Genomic DNA, 17,776 nt, shown 5'->3' with positions numbered 1-17,776 from the left:
TTGAGGGGTACGAAATCAGCGGCGGCGGAAGGCGGCACGATGCCGGTCATCGAGGTGACCCACCTGAAGAAGCGGTACGGCGACCTGGTGGCGGTGGACGACGTGTCGTTCGCCGTGGAGGCCGGGGAGATCTTCGGCGTCCTCGGTCCGAACGGCGCCGGCAAGACCACCACAGTGGAGTGTGTCGCCGGGCTGCGTGTCCCTGACGGGGGCGGGGTGTCGGTCCTCGGGCTCGACCCCCGCCGGGACGCGGCCCAGCTACGCCAGCGGGTCGGGGTGCAGCTCCAGGAGAGTCAACTGCCGGACCGGTTGCGGGTGGCGGAGGCGCTGGAGTTGTACGCCTCGTTCTACCGCAACCCGGCCGACCCGGCCGCTCTGATCGACAAGCTGGGCCTCGGCGACAAGCGGAACACCGCGTACAAGAAGCTCTCCGGCGGTCAGAAGCAGCGGCTCTCCATCGCGTTGGCCCTGGTCGGCAACCCGGAGATCGCGATCCTCGACGAGCTGACCACCGGGCTGGACCCGCAGGCGCGCCGAGACACCTGGGGTCTCATCGAACAGGTCCGCGACAGCGGGGTGACGATCGTGCTGGTCACCCACTTCATGGAGGAGGCCGAGCGGCTCTGCGACCGGGTCGCGGTGATCGACCGGGGTCGGGTGGTTGCCCTGGACAGCCCGGCGGGCCTGGTGTCGACGGTGGCTCCCGAGCAGCGGATCCGGTTCCGGCCCTCGGCTCCGGTCGACGACCGACTCCTCACCGACCTGCCCGAGGTGTCCGCCGTGCAGCGAACCGGCGGCCAGGTGGTGGTGACCGGCACCGGTGACCTGCTGCACGCCGTCACCTCGGTGCTCGCCCGCCACCAGATCGTCGCCGCGGACCTGCGGCTGGAGCAGTCCACCCTCGACGACGCCTTCGTCGAGCTGACCGGGCACCGGCCCGCCAACTGAGAGGGAGCAAGCATGCACGCCTTCCGCAACATCCTGAGAACCGAGGCGCGGCTCTACCTGCGGGACCTACCGACGCTGCTCACCATAGTCGGGCTGCCCACAATGATCCTGGTGGTGCTCGGGTTGATTCCCTCGCTCCGCGAGCCGGATCCGAACTTCGACGGGCAGAACTTCGTCAACTACTTCGCCCCGTCGCTGTTGGTGGTCACCCTGGCCATGGTGGGGGTGAACACGATGCCCATGGCACTGGCCACCTACCGGGAACGCGGCGTGCTGCGTCGGCTGGCGACCACTCCGGCGCACCCGGGCGCTCTGCTCGCTGCCCAACTGGTGGTGGCCCTGGCCGCGATCCTGGCCAGCGCGCTGCTGCTCATCGTCGTCGGCCGGTTGGCGTTCGGGGTGCCGCTCCCCCGGCACCCGCTCGGCTTCACCCTGGCGTTCGTCCTCGGCACGGCGGCGCTGCTGGCGCTCGGCCTGCTGGTCGCCGCCGTGGCCCGGACGACGAAGGCGGCGCAGGCCCTGGCCGTCCCACTGTTCCTGCTCACCATGTTCTTCGGCGGGGTCTACCTGCCCCGGTTCCTGCTACCGGACGCCGTGGCGCGGATCGGCGACTACACGCCGCCCGGGGTGCAGGCGCTCCTCGACGCCTGGACCGGCCCCTCGCCGCAGCCGCTGCACCTGGCGATAATGGCGGTGATCGCCGTGGCGGCCGGCGCCAGCGCGGCGAAACTGTTCCGCTGGGAGTGAGCGGAGATGCGATGACCAGCAGCGGTGGGCACGACCGTCTGACCAGTTGGCGAGAGCGCGAGGCGACGCTCTATCGCGTACTTCCCTACGGAGGGCTGGCTCTGGGCACCCTGCTGGTCCTCGTCGTCCCGGCGCCCCGCAGCCTCGCGACGGCGCCCACCCTGGCCATCGCCGCGGCGGCCGGATGCTGGATCGTCTGGTTCCTCACCCTGCACCCCGGCTGGCAGAGCCGGCGCAAGCTGATGGCGGTCTACTACGTCGGGCTGCTCACGTTCGCCGCCGCACTGGTGGCCGCCAGCCCGTGGTACGGCTTCTTCGCCTGGATCGGTTACACCCACGCCTTTCCGGTGCTGCCCAAGCGCTTGCGGATCGCCGGGGTGATCGCCACGGCCGCCTTCGTCGCCACCTCTCAGGGCGGTGGTCTCGCGATAGCGATGTCGCACTGGCCGCTCTGGTTGGTGCTGGTGCTGTTCAACCTGGTGGTCGCCGGCTCGGTGACCTGGTTCGCGATGATCGCCGAATTGGAGGACGCCAAACGCCGGCGGTTGATGGCGGAACTCGGCGAGGCCAACCGTCAACTCACCGAGACGGTCCAGGAGAACGCCGGGCTGCACGCCCAGCTGCTCACCCAGGCACGGGAGGCCGGCGTGCTGGACGAGCGCCAACGGATGGCGCGGGAGATCCACGACACCCTGGCGCAGGGGTTGACCGGCATCATCACCCAACTGGAGGCGGCCGAGCAGACCCGCGACCGCTCCGCCGACTGGCGGCGGCACGTCGACAACGCGCTCGCGCTGGCCCGGGAGAGCCTGACCGAGGCCCGCCGCTCGGTGCGGGCGGTCCGCCCGGAGACGTTGGAGACATCCCGGCTGCCGGACGCGCTCGTCGAGCTGGGCGGGCGCTGGTCGGCTCTGAACGGGGTACGGGCCGAGGTCGCCACCACCGGCACGCCCCGCCCCCTGCACCCGGAGGTCGAGGTGACCCTGCTACGGGCCGCCCAGGAGGCGCTGTCCAACGTGGCCCGGCACGCCGCCGCGTCACGGGTCGGGCTGACCCTGTCGTACATGACGGACGTGGTCACCCTCGATGTCCGTGACGACGGGACGGGCTTCGAGCTCACCGATCAGCCGCTGCCCCGTGAGTCGGGCAGCGGGTACGGGCTGACCGCCATGCGGCAACGGGTGACCCGGGTCGGTGGCGAGTTGGCCGTCGAATCCGAGCCGGGCGGCGGCACCGCCATCTCGGCGTCCGTTCCCGCGCTACCCGGAGGTGCCGGTTGAGCGCCCCGGTTCGACTGCTGATCGTCGACGACCATCCGGTGGTGCGGGACGGTCTGCGGGGGATGTTCACCGGCGACCCCGATTTCGAGGTGGTGGGCGAGGCGGCGGACGGTTCGGAGGCGTTGGTCCTGGTCGAGACGCTGCGGCCGGACGTGGTGCTGATGGACCTGCGGATGCCCGGCATGGACGGGGTGACCGCCATCGGCAGGCTGGCCCGCGCCGGCAGCACCGCCCGGGTGCTGGTGCTCACCACGTACGACACGGACGCCGACGTGCTGCCCGCCATCGAGGCCGGTGCCACCGGCTACCTGCTCAAGGACACGCCCCGCGAGGAGCTGGTCCGCGCCGTACGGGCCGCCGCCCGGGGCGAGTCGGTGCTCGCGCCGAGCGTCGCCGGGCGGCTGATGGGCCGGCTGCGCGCACCGGTCGAGGAGCCGCTCAGCCAACGGGAGTTGGAGGTGCTCACCCTGGTGGCGCGTGGTGCCTCCAACCGGGAGGCGGCGACCCGCCTGTTCATCAGCGAGGCCACCGTCAAGACGCACCTGCTGCACCTGTACGCCAAGCTCGGGGTCAACGACCGGGCTGCCGCGGTGGCCACCGCGTACGACCGGGGGTTGCTGACGCCCGGCGGGCGGTGAGCGGCACAGGGCAGGATGGGCGGATGCGCGCGTCCCGACTGATCTCGTTGCTGTTGCTGTTGCAGTCGCGCGGATCGATGACGGCGAGCGAGCTGGCACGGGAGCTGGAGATTTCCGAGCGGACCGTCTATCGGGACGTTCTGGCGCTCTCCGCGGCGGGTGTGCCGGTCTACGCCGACCGGGGGCGGGCCGGCGGTTACCGCCTGCTCGGCGGGTACCGCACCCGACTGACCGGGCTGACCCGCGACGAGGCGGAGGCGCTCTTCCTCGCCGGGCTGCCCGGGCCGGCCGGCGAGATGGGGCTCGCCGACGCGGTCGCGTCCGCCGAGCTGAAGGTGCTCGCCGCGCTGCCACCCTCCCTGCGCGATGCGCCGGCCCGTGCCGGGCAGCGGTTCCACCTGGACGTGCCGGGCTGGTTCCGGGAGACCGCGCCACCGCTCTGGCTGCCCGAGCTGGCCCGGGCGGTCTGGGGCGACCGGGTGGTGGAGCTGCGCTACCGACGCGGCGACCGGGAGGCGACCCGCCAGGTCCAGCCGTACGGCCTGGTGCTCAAGAGCGGGGTCTGGTATCTGGTCGGCCGGGTCGGCGACGATGTGCGCACCTACCGGGTGGACCGGGTCACCGGGGTCGAGGTGGGCGACGAGCACTTCGACCGCGACGAGGGCTTCGACCTGGCCGGGCACTGGCGCGAGCAGGCCGGGTCGTTCCTGCGGACCATGCTGCGGGCCGAGGTCGCCGTCCGGCTGAGCCCCGCCGGCCTGCGCCAGCTCCGGCACCTGGTCGATGCCCCCTTCGTGTACGACGAACTGGTCGCCGCCGCCAGCCCGCCCGACGGGCAGGGTTGGGTGGTGACGCGGTTGCCCGTCGAGTCGGTCCAGGTGGCGTACCACCAACTGCTGGGGCTCGGCCCCGAGGTCGAGGTCATCGACCCACCCGAGCTGCGGCGGTTGTTCGCGGAGAGCGCCGACCGGCTCGCCGCGCTCTACCGGTAGCCGGTCACGTCCGCCGGCTTGCCCGCGTCGACCACCTCGGTGATGTAGCGGAAACCCTCGGGTTGGCTGCCGTCGAGGTCGGTGAAGCCGTACACCTTGGACAGCGTGCCGGCGTCGACGGATTTGCCGCTCCAGCGGGCCTTCTCCTCGTCGGCGGCGAGCGCGGCCACCGCCCGGCCGACGAAGGCCGGGGTCTCCGAGATGAGGAAGTTCGTGTCGGTGGCGGCACCGTCGCGCCAGTTCTCCTCGGTCACGCCGAAGTGCTCCAGCATCGCCTCGGAACGGATCCAGCCGGGGGTGAGCGCCACGGCGGTGCAGCCGTGTGGCTTCAGCTCGTGCGCCTGGCTGAAGGCGAGCCGGTTGACCGACACCTTGGCCAGGTCGTAGAAGACCGACAGCCGGTAGTTCTCGTCGTTGTACGCCTTGGTGCCGTCGCCCATCTCCACCACCAGGCCGCCGGGCTTGCGGATCAGCAGCGGCAGGGCGAAGTGGCTGGTGATGATGTGCGTGTCGACGGCCAGTCGCAGGGTACGGAAGCCGGCGTCGAGCGGCTGCTCCCAGACCGGCTTGTTCCAGGTGACCAGTGGGTCGCCGCCCCAGATGTCGTTCACCAGCACGTCGAGTCGACCCTGCTCGGCGTCGATCCGGGCGACCAGGTCGCGGACCTGCTCGGGCACCAGGTGGTCGACCTGAACGGCAATGCCGGTGCCGCCGGCCTCGCTGACCAGTTCGGCGGTCTCCTCGATGGTCTCCGGTCGGTCCATCTCGGAGCGGCCGGCCCGGGAGCTGCGACCGGTGGCGTAGACCGTGGCACCGGCCGCGCCGAGCTGAACGGCGATCTGCCGCCCGGCACCACGGGTGGCACCGGCGACGAGCGCGATCTTTCCTGTGAGCGGTTGTGTCATGCCTGCGACGTTGTCAGGAATACCTGACAACCGACGTCCGAATTCGGTACTCGATCTAATCGACCAGCCGGACCCGGACCCGGCGGTTGGCCCGGCCCTTGCTCTCCACCTTGACCACCTGCACCTTGCCGATCTGGGCGGTGGAGGCGACGTGGGTGCCCCCATCGGCCTGCACGTCCAGCCCGACGATGTCGACGATCCGGACCTCCTGCTCATCCGGCGGGATGAGGTTGGACTGGGTACGGATGATGTCCGGCAGGGCCAGCGCCTCGGTGCGCGGCAGCACCCGGGTGGCGACCGAGCGGTCGGCGGCCACCTCGGCGTTGACCAGTTCCTCGATGCGGCTCTTGAAGTCCGGGGGCACCTCGGGGAGGTTGAAGTCCATCCGGGCCTCGCCCGGCTCCATGGAGTTGCCCGTGACGAGGGCGCCGAAGTCGCGGAACACCACACCGCAGAGCACGTGCAGCCCGGAGTGGGTACGCATCAGCCGGGTACGGCGCTCGTCCTCCACCGCGCCCACGACCTCGGTGCCGACCGGCGGCAGCGGGTCACCTTCGGCGGGGATCAGGTAGGGGTCGTCGCCCTTGCGGGTGCCGACGATCCGGGTCTGCACGCCCTGCCAGAGCAGGACGCCGTGGTCGGGTGGTTGACCACCGCCACCCGGGTAGAACGCCGAACGGTCCAGCACGATGCCCTGCTCCGCATCGGAGTGCAGGACCGTGCACGTCCATTCGCGCAGGGTCGGATCGGCAAGGTCCAGCCGGTGCGTCCGGCCATGCTGTGTGACGCCCATGACAGGGCAGGTTACTCGTTCAGAAAGCCGGAGATGCGGTCCCGCAGATCGGCGCGTTCCGACCAGAGCACGCCGGGCCGGTCGTACACGTGCAGGGTGGCCTGGGGCAGCGCGACGGCGAGCCGCTCGGCGACCTCGACCGGGTGCAGGTCGTCGCCCGCGCAACCGATCACCAACGCCGGCGCGGTGACCGCCGTCAGGTCACCGATCTGGCGCAGCGGGGTCTGGTCGGTGAGCGTGGCCAGGCCGTCGGCCAGGCCGTCGCGGAGCAGTTGGTCGAGCCGTTGTCGCAGGTAGGCCCAGCCGGCCGGGGTGTTGCGCACCGCCGGAGGCAACTCCAGCGTGACGATGTCGGCGACCGCCGAGGCGTCCCCGCTCTCCACCGCCTCCAGCAGGTCGGTGACGCGCTCCCGGGCGAGCGGCCCGCGTGGCTCGTCGAGGACCGCCGGCAGGAAGAAGACCAGCTTGTCGAAGCGGTCCGGGCTCTCCACGAGGAGTCGGCAGAGGGCACCCGCGCCGAGGCTCGCGCCGAACGCCCGGCTGGCGCCGCCGAGGTCGGCGATCGCCCGCAGATCCCGGGCCAGGTCCAGGTAGTCCCAGGGCCCGTCCGGGGCTTCGGAGCGGCCGTGCCCGCGGAACTGGAAGAACACCTTGCGGCCGTTCACCCCACTGCCGAACGGGCGGGTGGTGGCGATGCCGTTGCCCAGCCCGTGCGCGAACACGGTGACCGGATCACCGGTGCCGGTGACCAGCCGCTCCAGCCGTACGCCGTGCGGGGTGGTGACCAGCTCGGTCTCCGGCTCCGGCAGCGCCGGCCGGCCGGTACGCGGCCCACCCGGCCCGGGCCCCCAGGTGCGGGGCCCGCTGTCGGGTGGGGGCGGCCAGCGAAAACCTCTCACCAGAACCCTTTGCCGTCGGTGAGGTCGCGCAGACCGACCCGTACGTCGAGCAGGTAGATGAGCGCGGCGGCGATGCCGATCAGTCCGAAGAGGCTGATCGGACCGAAACCGAGCAGGGTGAGCACGAGGCAGACCGCCAGGATGGCGATCCAGCCGCCCTTGGGCAGCGTCCCGATGGCGGGGAAGGCGTCGGAGCGCTGCGTGACGGCGTGCACCAGCGCGACACCCTGGATGATCAGCGCGAAGACGAGCAGGATCAGCTCGATCACGTAGCGGACTTCGAACGCGAAGATCGGCGCGGCGTTGGCCATGTCGGCCAGTTTATGTCCACGACCCCGGCTACGTCCGACAAGGACGCCGCCGGGGTCGTCGACCCGACGAGTTACTCGGCGGCCGGGCGGGTCCGCTTGGTGGCCCGGGGGAGCTTCGCCGACGGGGTCTCGGCCGTCTTGGCAGCCTTCGGCGCGCGGGCGACCTTCTTGACCGCAGCCGGCTTGGCCTCGGCGATCTCGGCCACGTCGGCCGGGGTCGGCGCGTCGGCGGGGGCCGCAACGGTGGGGGTGGTGGCAGCCGCGGTGGTGGCCGGCGTCACGGCCTCGGTGGCCTCGATGTCGGCGTTGACCGTCTCGGCGGCCTCCAGCACGCCGGCACCGACGACCCGCTCGCCCCGGGCGACCAGCGCGCCGTACGCGGCGAACGCGCGCTCCTGGGCGACCTGGGCGCCCGCGACCACCAGGGCGGCGTTGCGGGTCGCGGCGGCGCGCAGCTTGTCGATGTCGGTCACCTCGCGCAGCTTCGCCAGGTCGGCGGTCTCGTTGGCGGTGCGCAGCGTCTCGGTGGCCTTCTGCTTCAACTCGAAGCCGGTCAGCACGGCCCGGCCACCCAGGTCGGCGACGACCCGGGTGCTGAGGACGCCGACCACGGCGGGCAGCTTGCGCAGCTGCTCGATGGCCAGCTCACCGGCGCCGGCTGCGGCGTAGATCGGGGCGGGGATGCGGTTGGTCTTCGGCTCGCTCATGACGTCTCCTCTTCGGCCGCCTCGGCGGCCTTCTTCTTCTGGGGGATGCTGGTGCTGCCCGGGGCGGGGGCGGTGCCCGCCTCGGTGACGGCGACCGACTCGAGCACGGCCTCGGTCGGGGTGCCGCCCACGGTGGTGGGGCCGGTGGCGGCCACATTGGCCAGGTCCGCAGCCTGGCTGGCGGGCTGGTCGGCCTGCGCCGCCTCGGCTTCGGCCTGAGCCTCGGCCACCCGGGTGTTCTCCCGGCGGAACGTCTCGTAGATCTGACTGAGCGACTGCTTCTGCGCCATCGTCAGGTCGGCGTCCACGGCGATGGCGGCGAGCACCCCGTGGCCTTCCTTGTCGTCGAGCAGGCCGGCGCGCAGGTACATCGCCGGCGTGGAGACCCGCAGCGCGCTCGCCAGTTGCTGGAGCACCTCGGCGCTGGGTTTGCGCAGGCCCCGCTCGATCTGGCTGAGGTACGGGTTGCTGACCCCCGCCTGCTCGGCGAGCTGCCGAAGCGAGATCTTGGCGTTGCGCCGCAGATCGCGGATGAACCCGCCGACGTCGGGAAGGTCCTTGGGTGTGGCCATGGCAGCGACGCTAACCGCCCGCGCTAGCTCTTGCAAGCAAAACGCTAACCATAGTTAGCAAGGTCTCAGGACGCTGTTGCGCGCCGCTCGGCCGATCCGTACGGTCCGTCCGTGGACAAGATCACAGTCAATGGAGCAAGCATCGCGTACGACGAGGCCGGCACCGGTTCGCCCGTCGTCCTGCTGCACGCCGGAATCGCCGACCGGCGGATGTGGCGAGGGCAGGTGTCCGCGATCGCCGCCCGGCACCGGGTGATCGTCCCGGACCTGCGCGGCTACGGAGACTCGGAGCTCCCGCCGACCCCGTTCACGCACCACGACGACGTGGCCGGGCTGCTGGACGCGCTCGACCTGCCCCGGGCCGCCCTGGTCGGCTGCTCCTTCGGCGGAGCGGTCGCCATCGACACCGCGCTGGCCCACCCCGACCGGGTGAGCGCGCTCGCGCTGTTCGACACGGCGGTCTCCGGCAACGAGTGGTCCGACGAGGCGAACGAGCTCTGGGACGGCCTGGTCGGCGAGGTCGACCCGGACGACTTCGTCGCCGGCGCGGCCGGTGAGGTGCGGTTCTGGGTGGTCGGCCCGCACCGCCAGCCGGAGGACGTCGACCCGGAGCTGGTCGCGTTCGCGCAGGAGATGGACCAGCGCGCCCTCGCCGCCGAACTGGCGCTCGGCGCGGTCGAGGTGGGAGAGCTGTCGCCACCGGCGATCGGTCGTCTCGGTGAGTTGAAGATCCCCGTCCTGGTCACCGCCGGCGCCGCGGACGTGCCGGACATCAGTCGGCTCGCCGACCGGATCGCCGCCGAGGTCCCCGGCGCGGTACGACTGCCCGACGTGCCGGACGCCGCGCACCTGCTGCCGTTGGAGCGTCCGGAGCAGGTCAACGCCGCGCTGCTCGACTTCCTGAGCTAGAGCGCGCTCACCAGAGCGGGCGGACCGCCCCGACCGGGACCCCGCCACCGAAGAGCGGCACCTCGGCGTACTCGGTCAGCACCGGAGCGTCCACGCCGAGCCGGCGCAGCGCGGAGACCAGGACCGGCATCCGGGCCCGGTCGGCGCCGTCGTCGATCTTCAGTGCGACGGCGCCGACGCCCGGCAGCGCCACGGCGATCACGCCCTCGGCACCGACCTTGGCCAGCAGCCCCGGGACACCCCGCATCAGCCGGGTGTCGTCGGCCTGGGTGCCACCCACGATCTCCGGGTACGCCCGCATCGCGTCCACCACTGTGCGCGGCACCGAGCCGGGCTCGGCGTCGACCAGCCGGAGGTACGCCCCGGCCAGGCCGGCCAGCGACACCGCGAGGACCGGGGCACCGCAACCGTCGACCCCCACCGCCGCCGCCTGCTCGCCGGTGAACTCCTCGATGGCGGCCCGCAGTCGCTGCTGAAGCGGGTGCTCCGGCCGCCAGTAGCCGTCCCGGGACCAACCGGCGGCCTCGCAGGTCAACAGCATCCCGCTGTGCTTGCCGGAGCAGTTCATCTGCACCCGGCTCGGACCGCCACCGGCCCGAAGCACCGCCTCCCGCGCCGCGGCCCCCACCGGCAGGTCGGGCGGGCAGTGCAGCGCCGACGCGTCCAACCCGGCGCGCTCCAGCAGCGCGCCGACCCGGGCCAGGTGGAATTCCTCGCCGGCGTGGCTCGCCGAGACCAGCGCCACGTCGGCCGGGTCGGTCAGGGCCAGGCCGGCCCGGAGCATCCCGATCGCCTGCATCGGCTTGCTGGCCGAGCGGGGGAAGATCGGCGAGGTCACGTCCCCGGCGGACGCCACCGCGACACCATCGGCGTCCAGCACCACCACCGAGCCGCGGTGCGCACCCTCCACGAACCCGGACCGGACCACCTCGGCGAGCGGCGCGCCGCCCTCGTACGTCTTCGTCACGCGCTGGACGGTACCGACGGTCCGGGGGTGCCCGGCGGCCGGGTGACCAGGAGGTCCACCGCCCGGGTGACAGGGGCGCAGGACAGACCTGGCCTTACAACCCGAGCAGCTCGCGGGCCTCGGTGGTGGTCAGCGGCGGGCGCTGAGCGAGCTGGGCGAAACCCACCGCGCGGGCGACCAGCTGCATGTTGGACTCCACCGGGCGGCCCTTCGCATACGTCACGGTGTCCTCCATGCCGACCCGCAGGTGCCCGCCGGTCGACAGCGAGGCCAGCAGCACCGCGATGGTGCTCCGGCCGACGCCGGTGGCCGAGAAGGTGGTGCCCTCGGGCAGGTCCCGCAGCATCCGGTGGGCCGCGACCAGGGTCTCGGTGTTGCCCGGCATCCCGCCCGGCACGCCCATCACGAAGTCGACGTGCACGTGCCCGCCGGCCGGCAGCCCGTACTTGCCGAGCAACCGCTGCAACGCGGACAGGTGGCCGAGGTCGAAGATCTCGTATTCCGGCACGATTCCGCGTTCCTGCATCCGGGTGTGCAGGTCGACGATGAACTCCCAGCGGTTGAGGAAGACGTCGTCGCCGAAGTTGACAGTGCCCATGGTGCAGGAGGCCATGTCCGGACGGGCGTCGAGCACGGCGAGCCGGGCGGCCTCCGGGTCGGTCACCGCGCCGCCGGAGGAGAGCTGCACGATCAGGTCGGTGCTCTCCCGCAGCGCCGCCACCGTGTCGGCCAGGCGCACCGGGTCGAGCGTCGGCCGGGCCTCGTCGTCGCGGATGTGGACGTGGATCACGGCGGCGCCGAGGGCCTCGCACTCCTTCGCGGTGAGCAGCAACTCGTCGAGGGTCACCGGCAGCGCCGGCACCTCCGCCTTGGCCGACTCAGCGCCGGTCGGGGCCACCGTGATCAACGTCCCTGTCGTCATGCCGGCGATCCTAGACGGCCCGCTCAGGACGGGTCGATCGCCGCCGCGGTCTCGCCGATCAGCAACGCGGCGTCGTCCGGGACGTTCCGCTTCAGCACCGCGAGAGCGACCTGGCCCAGCTCGTGGTGCAGCACGGCGGTGCCGACGAAGCCGACCGCCCGGCCGTCGAGGGTCACCGGCGTACCGGCCACCGGCGGCTGATCGGTGGTCACCCCGTCCAGATGCAGCAGTACGAGGCGACGCGGCGGCCGGCCCATGTTGTGCACCCGCGCCACCGTCTCCTGCCCCCGGTAGCAACCCTTGTCCAGATGAACCGCCGGGGCGATCAGGTCGACCTCGGCCGGAATGGTCCGGTGGTCGGTGTCCACCCCGACTCGCGGCTGCCGGGCGGCCACCCGGATCGCCTCGTACGCCCACAGCCCCGCGACCGGCACACCGGCGCCGCGCAGCTCCGCCACCACCTGGTCCATCGCCGAGCGGGGCACCAGCAGGTCCACCCCGAGCGGACCACGTCGGGCCCAGCCGCCGATCGGCAGCGGTCGTACGTCGTACCGAGCGCTCGCCCGGGGTGGCACGGCACCGTGCGGAAACTTCGGACCCGGCACCGCGACCACGTCCGGTGCGGCGAGCCCGGTCACGCCGAGCGTGCCGAGCGCCTCCATGGCCGCCGGCCCGACCAGCGACAACAGCGCGCGCTCGGCCGTCGCGTCGCGCGGTTCGACCTTGCTGAAGAACCGCATCTTCTCCAGGTAGGTCAGCAGGCCCTGGGTGGCACCGGGCTCGGTGTCCAGCCAGGTGGTCTCGCCGTCCTCGGCGACCATGGCGTGCTGCTCGATGTGGCCGTGCGGGGACAGCACCAGCAACTCGGTGCCCTCACCGGCGGCCAGCGCGTTCAGGTGCTGCGAGGTGACCGTGTGCAGCCAACTGGCCCGCTCCTCCCCGGGCACCGCGATGATCCCTCGATGCGACCGGTCGACCAGACCGACCTCGGTGTCGAGGGTGCGCTGCTCGCGCAGCGGGTCCCCGTAGTGCGCGGCCACCCCCCGCACCCCGGCCGCGACGTGCGCCGGATCCGGTTGGTCACGGCTGGCCTCGTCGATGCTCTCGACGGCCACCGCACCCGCGATGTCGATCATTTTTCGTCCCCGTTCTCGCAGCGTACGCAGACGCCGAAGAGTGACACGTGCCCGATGTCCACCCGGAACCCGCGCTGCGCGGCCAACTGGTCGGCGAGGGGGCGGAGCAGCTCCGGATCGATCTCGTCGATCGCGCCGCACTCCCGGCAGACCAGGTGGACGTGTTGGTGTTCACCGGCGGCGTGATAGGTCGGTGAGCCGTGCGACAGGTGCGTGTGGGTGACCAGACCGAGCCGTTCCAGCAGCTCGAGCGTGCGGTAGATGGTGGTGATGTTGACGCCGGCGGCCACCTCCCGGACCGCGGTGTGCACCTGCTCCGGGGTGGCGTGGCCCAGATTGAGCACCGCCTGGAGAACGAGCTGCCGCTGGGCCGTCAGCCGCAGCCCACGGGCCCGCAGCATTTCCGCGAGGGAGGATTCGGACACCGTCCGATCATAGTTCGGCCACCAGGCTGTTCCCCGCACCGCGATCGATCACCGCTACGCTCGACGGTCATGGTGAGGTCGTCCGTCGGGAAGGTCGCGGCCGCCCCGACCGCGCGGATCGCCGTTCTGGGCCGCGGCCCGGTGCCGCCCGGCGACCCGGTGCTCCGCGGTGACGACCTCGGTGTGCTGCACGGCGACGGGCTGTTCGAGACCATGCACCTGCGGGACGGCCAGCCGTGGCTGCGCGACGAACACCTGGCCCGCCTGACCGCGGCGGCGGCCGCCGTCGAGCTGACCCTGCCCCCCACCAGCGCGCTGATCGACCTGCTGGATCAGGTGCGGACAGGCTGGCCAGCAGCAGTGGAGGGTGCACTTCGGCTGGTCTGCACCCGAGGCCCGGAGGCCGGCGGCCCGCCCACCATCTACGCCACGCTGGCCCCGGTGCCGGCGGCCTCCCGGGCCGCCCGGCGGGACGGAATCACGGTGGCCACCCTGCCGCTGGGGCTGCCCGCCGCCGCCCGCAGTGGGCTGACCTGGCTGCCGGCCGGCATCAAGTCCACGTCGTACGCGGTCAGCAGCGCCGCCCGCCGCTGGGCCCGCCGGGCCGGCGTGGACGACGTGCTCTGGATCTCATCCGACGGGTACGTGCTGGAGGGCCCCACCGCCAATGTGGTGTGGCTCACCGACGACACGCTCTGCACGGTGCCGGCCGCCAGCACCGGCATCCTCGCCGGCACCACCGCGGCCTGGCTGCTCGCCCACGCGAGCGAGCTGGGCCTGGGCGCCGCCGAGCGGATGGTCGGCACCGCCGAACTGCACGCGGCGGACGGCGTGTGGTTCACCTCGTCGCTGCGCGGAGCCGCCGAGGTCCACACGCTGGACGGGGTACGGCGGGCTCGCTGCCCGCGTACCCCCGCCCTACAGGCCCTGCTGGGCTTCCCCGTCTAGCCGGCCACCGACCGTCGAGGTCAACCGCCGACCCGGACGAGTCGGGCGGAGAGGTGCGGACTGAGCCCGTGCCCCATGGCGGCCATCTCCTGGGCGTAGAGCAGCGCACCCTCGACGATGCCGAAGAGCCGGTGCCCGCCGGTGACCTCCTTGGCGGTCGGAGTCCGGATCACCGCGTCGGTGGCGAACTCGAGCTGCGTGCCGGTGCGCTTGCCCAGGTGCAGCTCCATCACCCCGGTCGGGGTGGTCAGCAGCGCCTCCAGCTCGTCGGTCGCCCGCCCGTCCACCAGCACCGGTCGCCACCAGCCCACCTCGCGGCCGGCCGGACGGACCGGCTTGCTCTGCTCGTCGAGGATCCACGCACGCGACTCGTAGTGCAGGAACGGTCGGCCGTCGTGGCTGATCCGGATCTCCTGCGCGTAGTCGAAGTCCTCGATGGTGGGGAAACCGCCCTTGCCCCGACCACGCCACAGACCGATGTACGGCAGCAGGGCATCCAGCGCGGGGTGCAGCTTCGGCCCGACCCGCAGGTCGTGGCTCTCCTCGAACGGGTACTCCTCGACCGGCGGCGCGTTCAGCCACGGCGGCTGCAGCGGGTTCTCGCTCACTGGACCACCTTCGTTCGCGACTGCGGGGCTCGCAAACCCGGCTCACTCCTCGCGCTCACCAGCGTCCTCTCGAAATGCGTACGGCAAGGTAGACCAGGCCACCGGCGAGCCCACCCAGGCCAGCGACCAGCAGGCTGACAAACCCGATCTCGGTAACCATCCCGGCCATCCTATGCTGGGCCACATGGCCCGCACTCTCGTCGTCAAGGCCACCGCAGGGGCGGACGCCCCGGAGCGGTGCGCGCAGGCATTCACCGTCGCCGCGACGGCGGTAGCGGCCGGGGTGGACGTCTCGCTCTGGCTGACCGGTGAGTCCACCTGGTTCGCGGTGCCCGGTCGCGCCCAGCAGTTCGACCTGCCGCACTCCGCACCCCTGGCCGAGCTGTTGCACGTCATCCTGACCAGCGGCCGGGTGACCGCCTGCACGCAGTGCGCGGCCCGACGGGACATCGGCCCGGACGACGTACTGCCCGGGGTCCGGATCGCCGGTGCCGCGGTCTTCGTCGAGGAGGCGTTGGCCGAGGGCGCGCAGGCACTCGTCTACTGACCGCACGGCGGCGGTGGGTCGATCCGGGCGGAGTGCCGATACCGACCCGACATCTCGGACGACTGCCTACGATTCGGTTGTGACCGAGGCGGCGGAGAGGTTCTTCGAGGCACTGCCGTCGCACGCCGCCGAGGTCCTCGGCGGCCTGGCCGACGGCACCCTCCAGATCGACCTCGGCGAGGACCACCGCACCGAACACTGGCTGGTCCGGATGCGGCCCGGGTCGGTGCAGGTCAGCCGGGGACGCGGTCCGGCCGACGCGATCTGGTACAGCAGCGCCGCCCTCTTCGACCGGCTGATCACCGGTGAGGCCCAGGGGGTCGCGGCGGTGCTGCGCAATGAGAGCACGTTCAGCGGGAACGTGGTGCTCTTCCTCGCCTTCCGCCGGTTCTTTCCGAGCCCGCCCGGCACCCGCGACCCCCGCGAAACGGCCCGTCGAGCAGCCGGGCGACTCAGGTGAAGGACCTCGTCAGCATTCTGGACGGCAACACCTTCCTGGTCAGCGACCGGCGTGGGGACATCGAACCGTCCTACGACTTCCCCACCGGGCTGTTCTCCTTCGACACCCGCTTCCTGTCCAAGTGGGTGCTCACCCTGGACGGCGAACGGCTGCACGCACTCTCCGTCGACGATGCCGAGTCGTACCGCACCAAGTTCTTCCTCGCCCCCGGCGAACCCACGCACTATCTGGACGCCAAGGCGTCGGTGATCCGCAGTCGGGCGATCGTGGGCAGCTTCCAGGAGGAGCTGACCGTGCTGAACCACCTCGGCGCGGAGGTCGAGTGCACCCTCCGGATCGAGGTCGGGGCCGACTTCGCCGACCTGTTCGAGATCAAGAACTCTCGACAGAAGCGGGGCCGGACCACAGTCACGATCGCCGAGAACGAGCTGCGGCTGACCTACCGGCGGGAGGCGTTCCACCGGGAGATGGTGGTCAGCACCACCGCGCCGGCGCAGGTCGACGACACCGGAATGACCTTCCGCATCCGGATCGCCCGCAACGACAGCTGGAGCACGCGGCTGCACGTGTCCAGCGTCGTCTTCGGGGCCCGGGGCGAAGACATCCGGGCCACCCTCCCGTACGGCGGCAGCCGCAGCGCGGACGCCATCCGGGCCGAGCAGCAGGAGCTGATCGACCGGGCGCCGAAGCTCGGCTGCGACTGCGAGCCGCTGGCCGGGGCGTACCGGCGCAGCCTGAACGACCTGGCCGCGCTGCGGTACGAGTCGATCGCCCTTGGCGTACGGCTGATCGCCGCAGGACTCCCCTGGTTCATGACCCTGTTCGGCCGGGACAGCATCATCACCTCTTTGCAGGTGCTGCCGTTCCTGCCGGAGCTGGTTCCGCCGACCATCCTGATGCTGGCCGGCCTCCAGGGGCAGCGGGTGGACGACTTCCGGGACGAGGAGCCCGGCAAGATCCTGCACGAGCTGCGGTACGGGGAGACCGCCGGCTTCGAGGAGCAGCCACACTCGCCGTACTACGGGTCGGCCGACTCGACGCCCCTGTTCATCATCCTGATCGACGAGTACGAGCGGTGGACCGGCGACGCGGCACTCGTCCGCAAGCTGGAACCGCAGGTCCGCGCGGCGTTGGAGTGGATCGACACCTACGGTGACCTGCTCGGCACCGGCTACCTCTGGTACCAGACCCGCAACCCGGAGACCGGCCTGCAGAACCAGTGCTGGAAGGACTCCTGGGACGCCATCTCGTACTCCGACGGTCGGCTGCCCGACTTCCCCCGGGCCACCTGCGAGTTGCAGGGCTACGCCTACGACGCGAAGGTCCGGGCCGCCCGGCTGGCCCGGACCTTCTGGAACGATCCGGAGTTCGCCGACGAGCTGGAGCGCCAGGCCGCCGACCTCAAACGGCGGTTCGACCGCGACTTCTGGATCGCCGACCGCGAGTACTACGCGCTCGCGCTGGACGCCGACGGCCGGCAGGTGGACGCGCTGACCTCGAACATCGGGCACCTGCTGTGGAGCGGCATCGTGGACGAGTCGCGCGCCGGCAAGGTGGTCGAGCATCTGCTCGGGCCACGACTGTTCTCCGGCTGGGGGGTGCGGACGCTCGCCGCGGACGAGGGGCGGTACAACCCGATCGGCTACCACGTGGGCACCGTCTGGCCGTTCGACAACTCGATCATCGCCTGGGGATTGTGGCGGTACGGCTTCCGGGAGGAGGCAGGGTTGCTCTGCGAGACGATGCTGGCCGCGTCCCGGTACTTCCAGGGTCGGCTGCCGGAGGCGTTCGCCGGCTACGCCCGCGACCTCACCGACTACCCGGTGGAGTACCCGACCGCGTGCAGCCCGCAGGCCTGGTCGACCGGCACCCCGCTGCTGCTGCTGCGGGTGATGCTGGGGCTGGAGCCGCAGGGCGAGCACCTGATCATCGACCCGGCAGTGCCACCGGGAATGGGCCGACTCGAGCTGCTGGACATCCCCGGCCGGTGGGGCATGGTCGACGCGTTGGGTCGCAGCCGTGACCCGGAGGACCAGCCGGACGACGGCTGACCCGAGGGGCC

At 71.9% G+C, this 17,776-nt stretch carries 22 protein-coding genes; 10 read left to right on the top strand and 12 right to left on the bottom strand.

Annotated elements, in window-relative coordinates:
• Positions 1–39: 39 nt before the first annotated feature.
• From DLJ58_RS22310 to DLJ58_RS22290, 5 genes are read left to right on the top strand one after another with little or no spacing between them, the layout of a single operon-like run.
• A complete protein-coding gene (locus tag DLJ58_RS22310; RefSeq protein ID WP_124858945.1) occupies positions 40–948 on the top strand; it encodes an ABC transporter ATP-binding protein in 909 nt (302 codons plus the stop codon).
• A gap of 12 nt (positions 949–960) precedes the next feature.
• Positions 961–1,695, top strand: a complete 735-nt coding sequence (locus tag DLJ58_RS22305) for an ABC transporter permease (RefSeq protein WP_124858944.1) — start codon at positions 961–963, stop codon at positions 1,693–1,695.
• An 11-nt stretch (positions 1,696–1,706) separates the two neighbouring features.
• Positions 1,707–2,975 carry a sensor histidine kinase gene (locus tag DLJ58_RS22300; protein ID WP_167493729.1) on the top strand — a complete coding sequence of 423 codons (1,269 nt, stop codon included), beginning with the start codon at positions 1,707–1,709 and terminating at the stop codon, positions 2,973–2,975.
• The gene (locus DLJ58_RS22295; protein WP_124858942.1) at positions 2,972–3,613 is read left to right on the top strand and encodes a response regulator; all 642 of its coding nucleotides are present in this window, start codon (positions 2,972–2,974) and stop codon (positions 3,611–3,613) included. Before DLJ58_RS22300 ends, DLJ58_RS22295 begins: the two co-directional genes overlap by 4 nt.
• A gap of 23 nt (positions 3,614–3,636) precedes the next feature.
• Positions 3,637–4,605 (top strand): helix-turn-helix transcriptional regulator, encoded by a 969-nt coding sequence (locus DLJ58_RS22290; RefSeq protein ID WP_124858941.1) that lies wholly within the window; start codon positions 3,637–3,639, stop codon positions 4,603–4,605.
• On the opposite strand, the gene DLJ58_RS22285 is transcribed toward DLJ58_RS22290, so the two are convergent.
• The 6 genes from DLJ58_RS22285 to DLJ58_RS22260 form a co-directional block, all read right to left on the bottom strand.
• Positions 4,596–5,510, bottom strand: coding sequence for an SDR family oxidoreductase (locus tag DLJ58_RS22285; protein ID WP_124858940.1), 915 nt, complete (start codon positions 5,508–5,510; stop codon positions 4,596–4,598). The two genes, DLJ58_RS22290 and DLJ58_RS22285, sit on opposite strands and share 10 nt — an antisense overlap.
• A gap of 55 nt (positions 5,511–5,565) precedes the next feature.
• Positions 5,566–6,303 (bottom strand): alanyl-tRNA editing protein, encoded by a 738-nt coding sequence (locus DLJ58_RS22280; protein WP_124858939.1) that lies wholly within the window; start codon positions 6,301–6,303, stop codon positions 5,566–5,568.
• 11 nt (positions 6,304–6,314) lie between these two features.
• On the bottom strand, positions 6,315–7,202 hold the full coding sequence (locus DLJ58_RS22275) for an alpha/beta fold hydrolase (protein ID WP_124858938.1): 888 nt from the start codon (positions 7,200–7,202) through the stop codon (positions 6,315–6,317).
• The gene (locus DLJ58_RS22270) at positions 7,199–7,513 is read right to left on the bottom strand and encodes a DUF2516 family protein (protein WP_124858937.1); all 315 of its coding nucleotides are present in this window, start codon (positions 7,511–7,513) and stop codon (positions 7,199–7,201) included. Before DLJ58_RS22270 ends, DLJ58_RS22275 begins: the two co-directional genes overlap by 4 nt.
• Positions 7,514–7,584: 71 nt before the next feature.
• Positions 7,585–8,220 (bottom strand): hypothetical protein, encoded by a 636-nt coding sequence (locus DLJ58_RS22265; RefSeq protein WP_124858936.1) that lies wholly within the window; start codon positions 8,218–8,220, stop codon positions 7,585–7,587.
• Positions 8,217–8,792 (bottom strand): helix-turn-helix domain-containing protein, encoded by a 576-nt coding sequence (locus DLJ58_RS22260; protein ID WP_124858935.1) that lies wholly within the window; start codon positions 8,790–8,792, stop codon positions 8,217–8,219. The genes DLJ58_RS22265 and DLJ58_RS22260 overlap by 4 nt, the downstream gene beginning before the upstream one ends.
• A gap of 111 nt (positions 8,793–8,903) precedes the next feature.
• On the opposite strand from DLJ58_RS22260, the gene DLJ58_RS22255 reads away from it, so the two are divergent.
• Complete coding sequence (locus DLJ58_RS22255; RefSeq protein WP_124858934.1) at positions 8,904–9,701, top strand: alpha/beta fold hydrolase; 798 nt, start codon at positions 8,904–8,906, stop codon at positions 9,699–9,701.
• 7 nt (positions 9,702–9,708) lie between these two features.
• Here the strand turns inward: DLJ58_RS22255 and DLJ58_RS22250 are convergent, their stop codons facing one another.
• From DLJ58_RS22250 to DLJ58_RS22235, 4 genes are all read right to left on the bottom strand, one after another.
• Positions 9,709–10,668, bottom strand: a complete 960-nt coding sequence (locus DLJ58_RS22250) for an asparaginase (protein ID WP_124858933.1) — start codon at positions 10,666–10,668, stop codon at positions 9,709–9,711.
• Between the two features lie 94 nt (positions 10,669–10,762).
• The gene (locus DLJ58_RS22245) at positions 10,763–11,590 is read right to left on the bottom strand and encodes a beta-keto acid cleavage family enzyme (RefSeq protein ID WP_091402837.1); all 828 of its coding nucleotides are present in this window, start codon (positions 11,588–11,590) and stop codon (positions 10,763–10,765) included.
• Positions 11,591–11,613: 23 nt separating this feature from the next.
• On the bottom strand, positions 11,614–12,726 hold the full coding sequence (ygfZ, locus tag DLJ58_RS22240) for a CAF17-like 4Fe-4S cluster assembly/insertion protein YgfZ (protein WP_124858932.1): 1,113 nt from the start codon (positions 12,724–12,726) through the stop codon (positions 11,614–11,616).
• Positions 12,723–13,151 carry a Fur family transcriptional regulator gene (locus tag DLJ58_RS22235; protein ID WP_124858931.1) on the bottom strand — a complete coding sequence of 143 codons (429 nt, stop codon included), beginning with the start codon at positions 13,149–13,151 and terminating at the stop codon, positions 12,723–12,725. The genes ygfZ and DLJ58_RS22235 overlap by 4 nt, the downstream gene beginning before the upstream one ends.
• Before the next feature lie 69 nt (positions 13,152–13,220).
• On the opposite strand from DLJ58_RS22235, the gene DLJ58_RS22230 reads away from it, so the two are divergent.
• Positions 13,221–14,099, top strand: a complete 879-nt coding sequence (locus tag DLJ58_RS22230) for an aminotransferase class IV (protein WP_124858930.1) — start codon at positions 13,221–13,223, stop codon at positions 14,097–14,099.
• A gap of 20 nt (positions 14,100–14,119) precedes the next feature.
• Here the strand turns inward: DLJ58_RS22230 and DLJ58_RS22225 are convergent, their stop codons facing one another.
• Positions 14,120–14,707: a heme-binding beta-barrel domain-containing protein gene (locus DLJ58_RS22225; RefSeq protein WP_091402847.1), complete on the bottom strand. Its 588-nt coding sequence runs from the start codon at positions 14,705–14,707 to the stop codon at positions 14,120–14,122.
• A gap of 55 nt (positions 14,708–14,762) precedes the next feature.
• Entirely contained in the window at positions 14,763–14,867 is a 105-nt protein-coding gene (gene mtfM, locus DLJ58_RS34930) for a small membrane protein MtfM (RefSeq protein ID WP_030327764.1), read from the bottom strand.
• A gap of 12 nt (positions 14,868–14,879) precedes the next feature.
• On the opposite strand from mtfM, the gene DLJ58_RS22220 reads away from it, so the two are divergent.
• From DLJ58_RS22220 to DLJ58_RS22210, 3 genes are all read left to right on the top strand, one after another.
• Positions 14,880–15,254: a DsrE family protein gene (locus tag DLJ58_RS22220; RefSeq protein ID WP_124858929.1), complete on the top strand. Its 375-nt coding sequence runs from the start codon at positions 14,880–14,882 to the stop codon at positions 15,252–15,254.
• Positions 15,255–15,333: 79 nt separating this feature from the next.
• A complete protein-coding gene (locus DLJ58_RS22215; RefSeq protein ID WP_124858928.1) occupies positions 15,334–15,714 on the top strand; it encodes an SCP2 sterol-binding domain-containing protein in 381 nt (126 codons plus the stop codon).
• Positions 15,711–17,765 carry an amylo-alpha-1,6-glucosidase gene (locus tag DLJ58_RS22210; RefSeq protein ID WP_124858927.1) on the top strand — a complete coding sequence of 685 codons (2,055 nt, stop codon included), beginning with the start codon at positions 15,711–15,713 and terminating at the stop codon, positions 17,763–17,765. The genes DLJ58_RS22215 and DLJ58_RS22210 overlap by 4 nt, the downstream gene beginning before the upstream one ends.
• Positions 17,766–17,776 lie beyond the last annotated feature (11 nt).

The organism is Micromonospora arida (assembly GCF_003857035.1).
GTDB classification, from domain to species: domain Bacteria; phylum Actinomycetota; class Actinomycetes; order Mycobacteriales; family Micromonosporaceae; genus Micromonospora; species Micromonospora arida.
This window is presented reverse-complemented; position numbering and strand designations above follow the sequence as displayed.

Excerpts from the sequence above, each read along its gene's own strand:
- DLJ58_RS22310 (WP_124858945.1), top strand. The coding sequence starts at position 40 with ATGCCGGTCATCGAGGTGACCCACCTGAAGAAGCGGTACGGCGACCTG.
- DLJ58_RS22305 (WP_124858944.1), top strand. The coding sequence starts at position 961 with ATGCACGCCTTCCGCAACATCCTGAGAACCGAGGCGCGGCTCTACCTG.
- DLJ58_RS22300 (WP_167493729.1), top strand. The coding sequence starts at position 1,707 with ATGACCAGCAGCGGTGGGCACGACCGTCTGACCAGTTGGCGAGAGCGC.
- DLJ58_RS22290 (WP_124858941.1), top strand. The coding sequence starts at position 3,637 with ATGCGCGCGTCCCGACTGATCTCGTTGCTGTTGCTGTTGCAGTCGCGC.
- DLJ58_RS22285 (WP_124858940.1), bottom strand. The coding sequence starts at position 5,510 with ATGACACAACCGCTCACAGGAAAGATCGCGCTCGTCGCCGGTGCCACC.
- DLJ58_RS22280 (WP_124858939.1), bottom strand. The coding sequence starts at position 6,303 with ATGGGCGTCACACAGCATGGCCGGACGCACCGGCTGGACCTTGCCGAT.
- DLJ58_RS22270 (WP_124858937.1), bottom strand. The coding sequence starts at position 7,513 with ATGGCCAACGCCGCGCCGATCTTCGCGTTCGAAGTCCGCTACGTGATC.
- DLJ58_RS22265 (WP_124858936.1), bottom strand. The coding sequence starts at position 8,220 with ATGAGCGAGCCGAAGACCAACCGCATCCCCGCCCCGATCTACGCCGCA.
- DLJ58_RS22260 (WP_124858935.1), bottom strand. The coding sequence starts at position 8,792 with ATGGCCACACCCAAGGACCTTCCCGACGTCGGCGGGTTCATCCGCGAT.
- DLJ58_RS22245 (WP_091402837.1), bottom strand. The coding sequence starts at position 11,590 with ATGACGACAGGGACGTTGATCACGGTGGCCCCGACCGGCGCTGAGTCG.
- ygfZ (WP_124858932.1), bottom strand. The coding sequence starts at position 12,726 with ATGATCGACATCGCGGGTGCGGTGGCCGTCGAGAGCATCGACGAGGCC.
- DLJ58_RS22230 (WP_124858930.1), top strand. The coding sequence starts at position 13,221 with ATGGTGAGGTCGTCCGTCGGGAAGGTCGCGGCCGCCCCGACCGCGCGG.
- mtfM (WP_030327764.1), bottom strand. The coding sequence starts at position 14,867 with ATGGTTACCGAGATCGGGTTTGTCAGCCTGCTGGTCGCTGGCCTGGGT.
- DLJ58_RS22220 (WP_124858929.1), top strand. The coding sequence starts at position 14,880 with ATGCTGGGCCACATGGCCCGCACTCTCGTCGTCAAGGCCACCGCAGGG.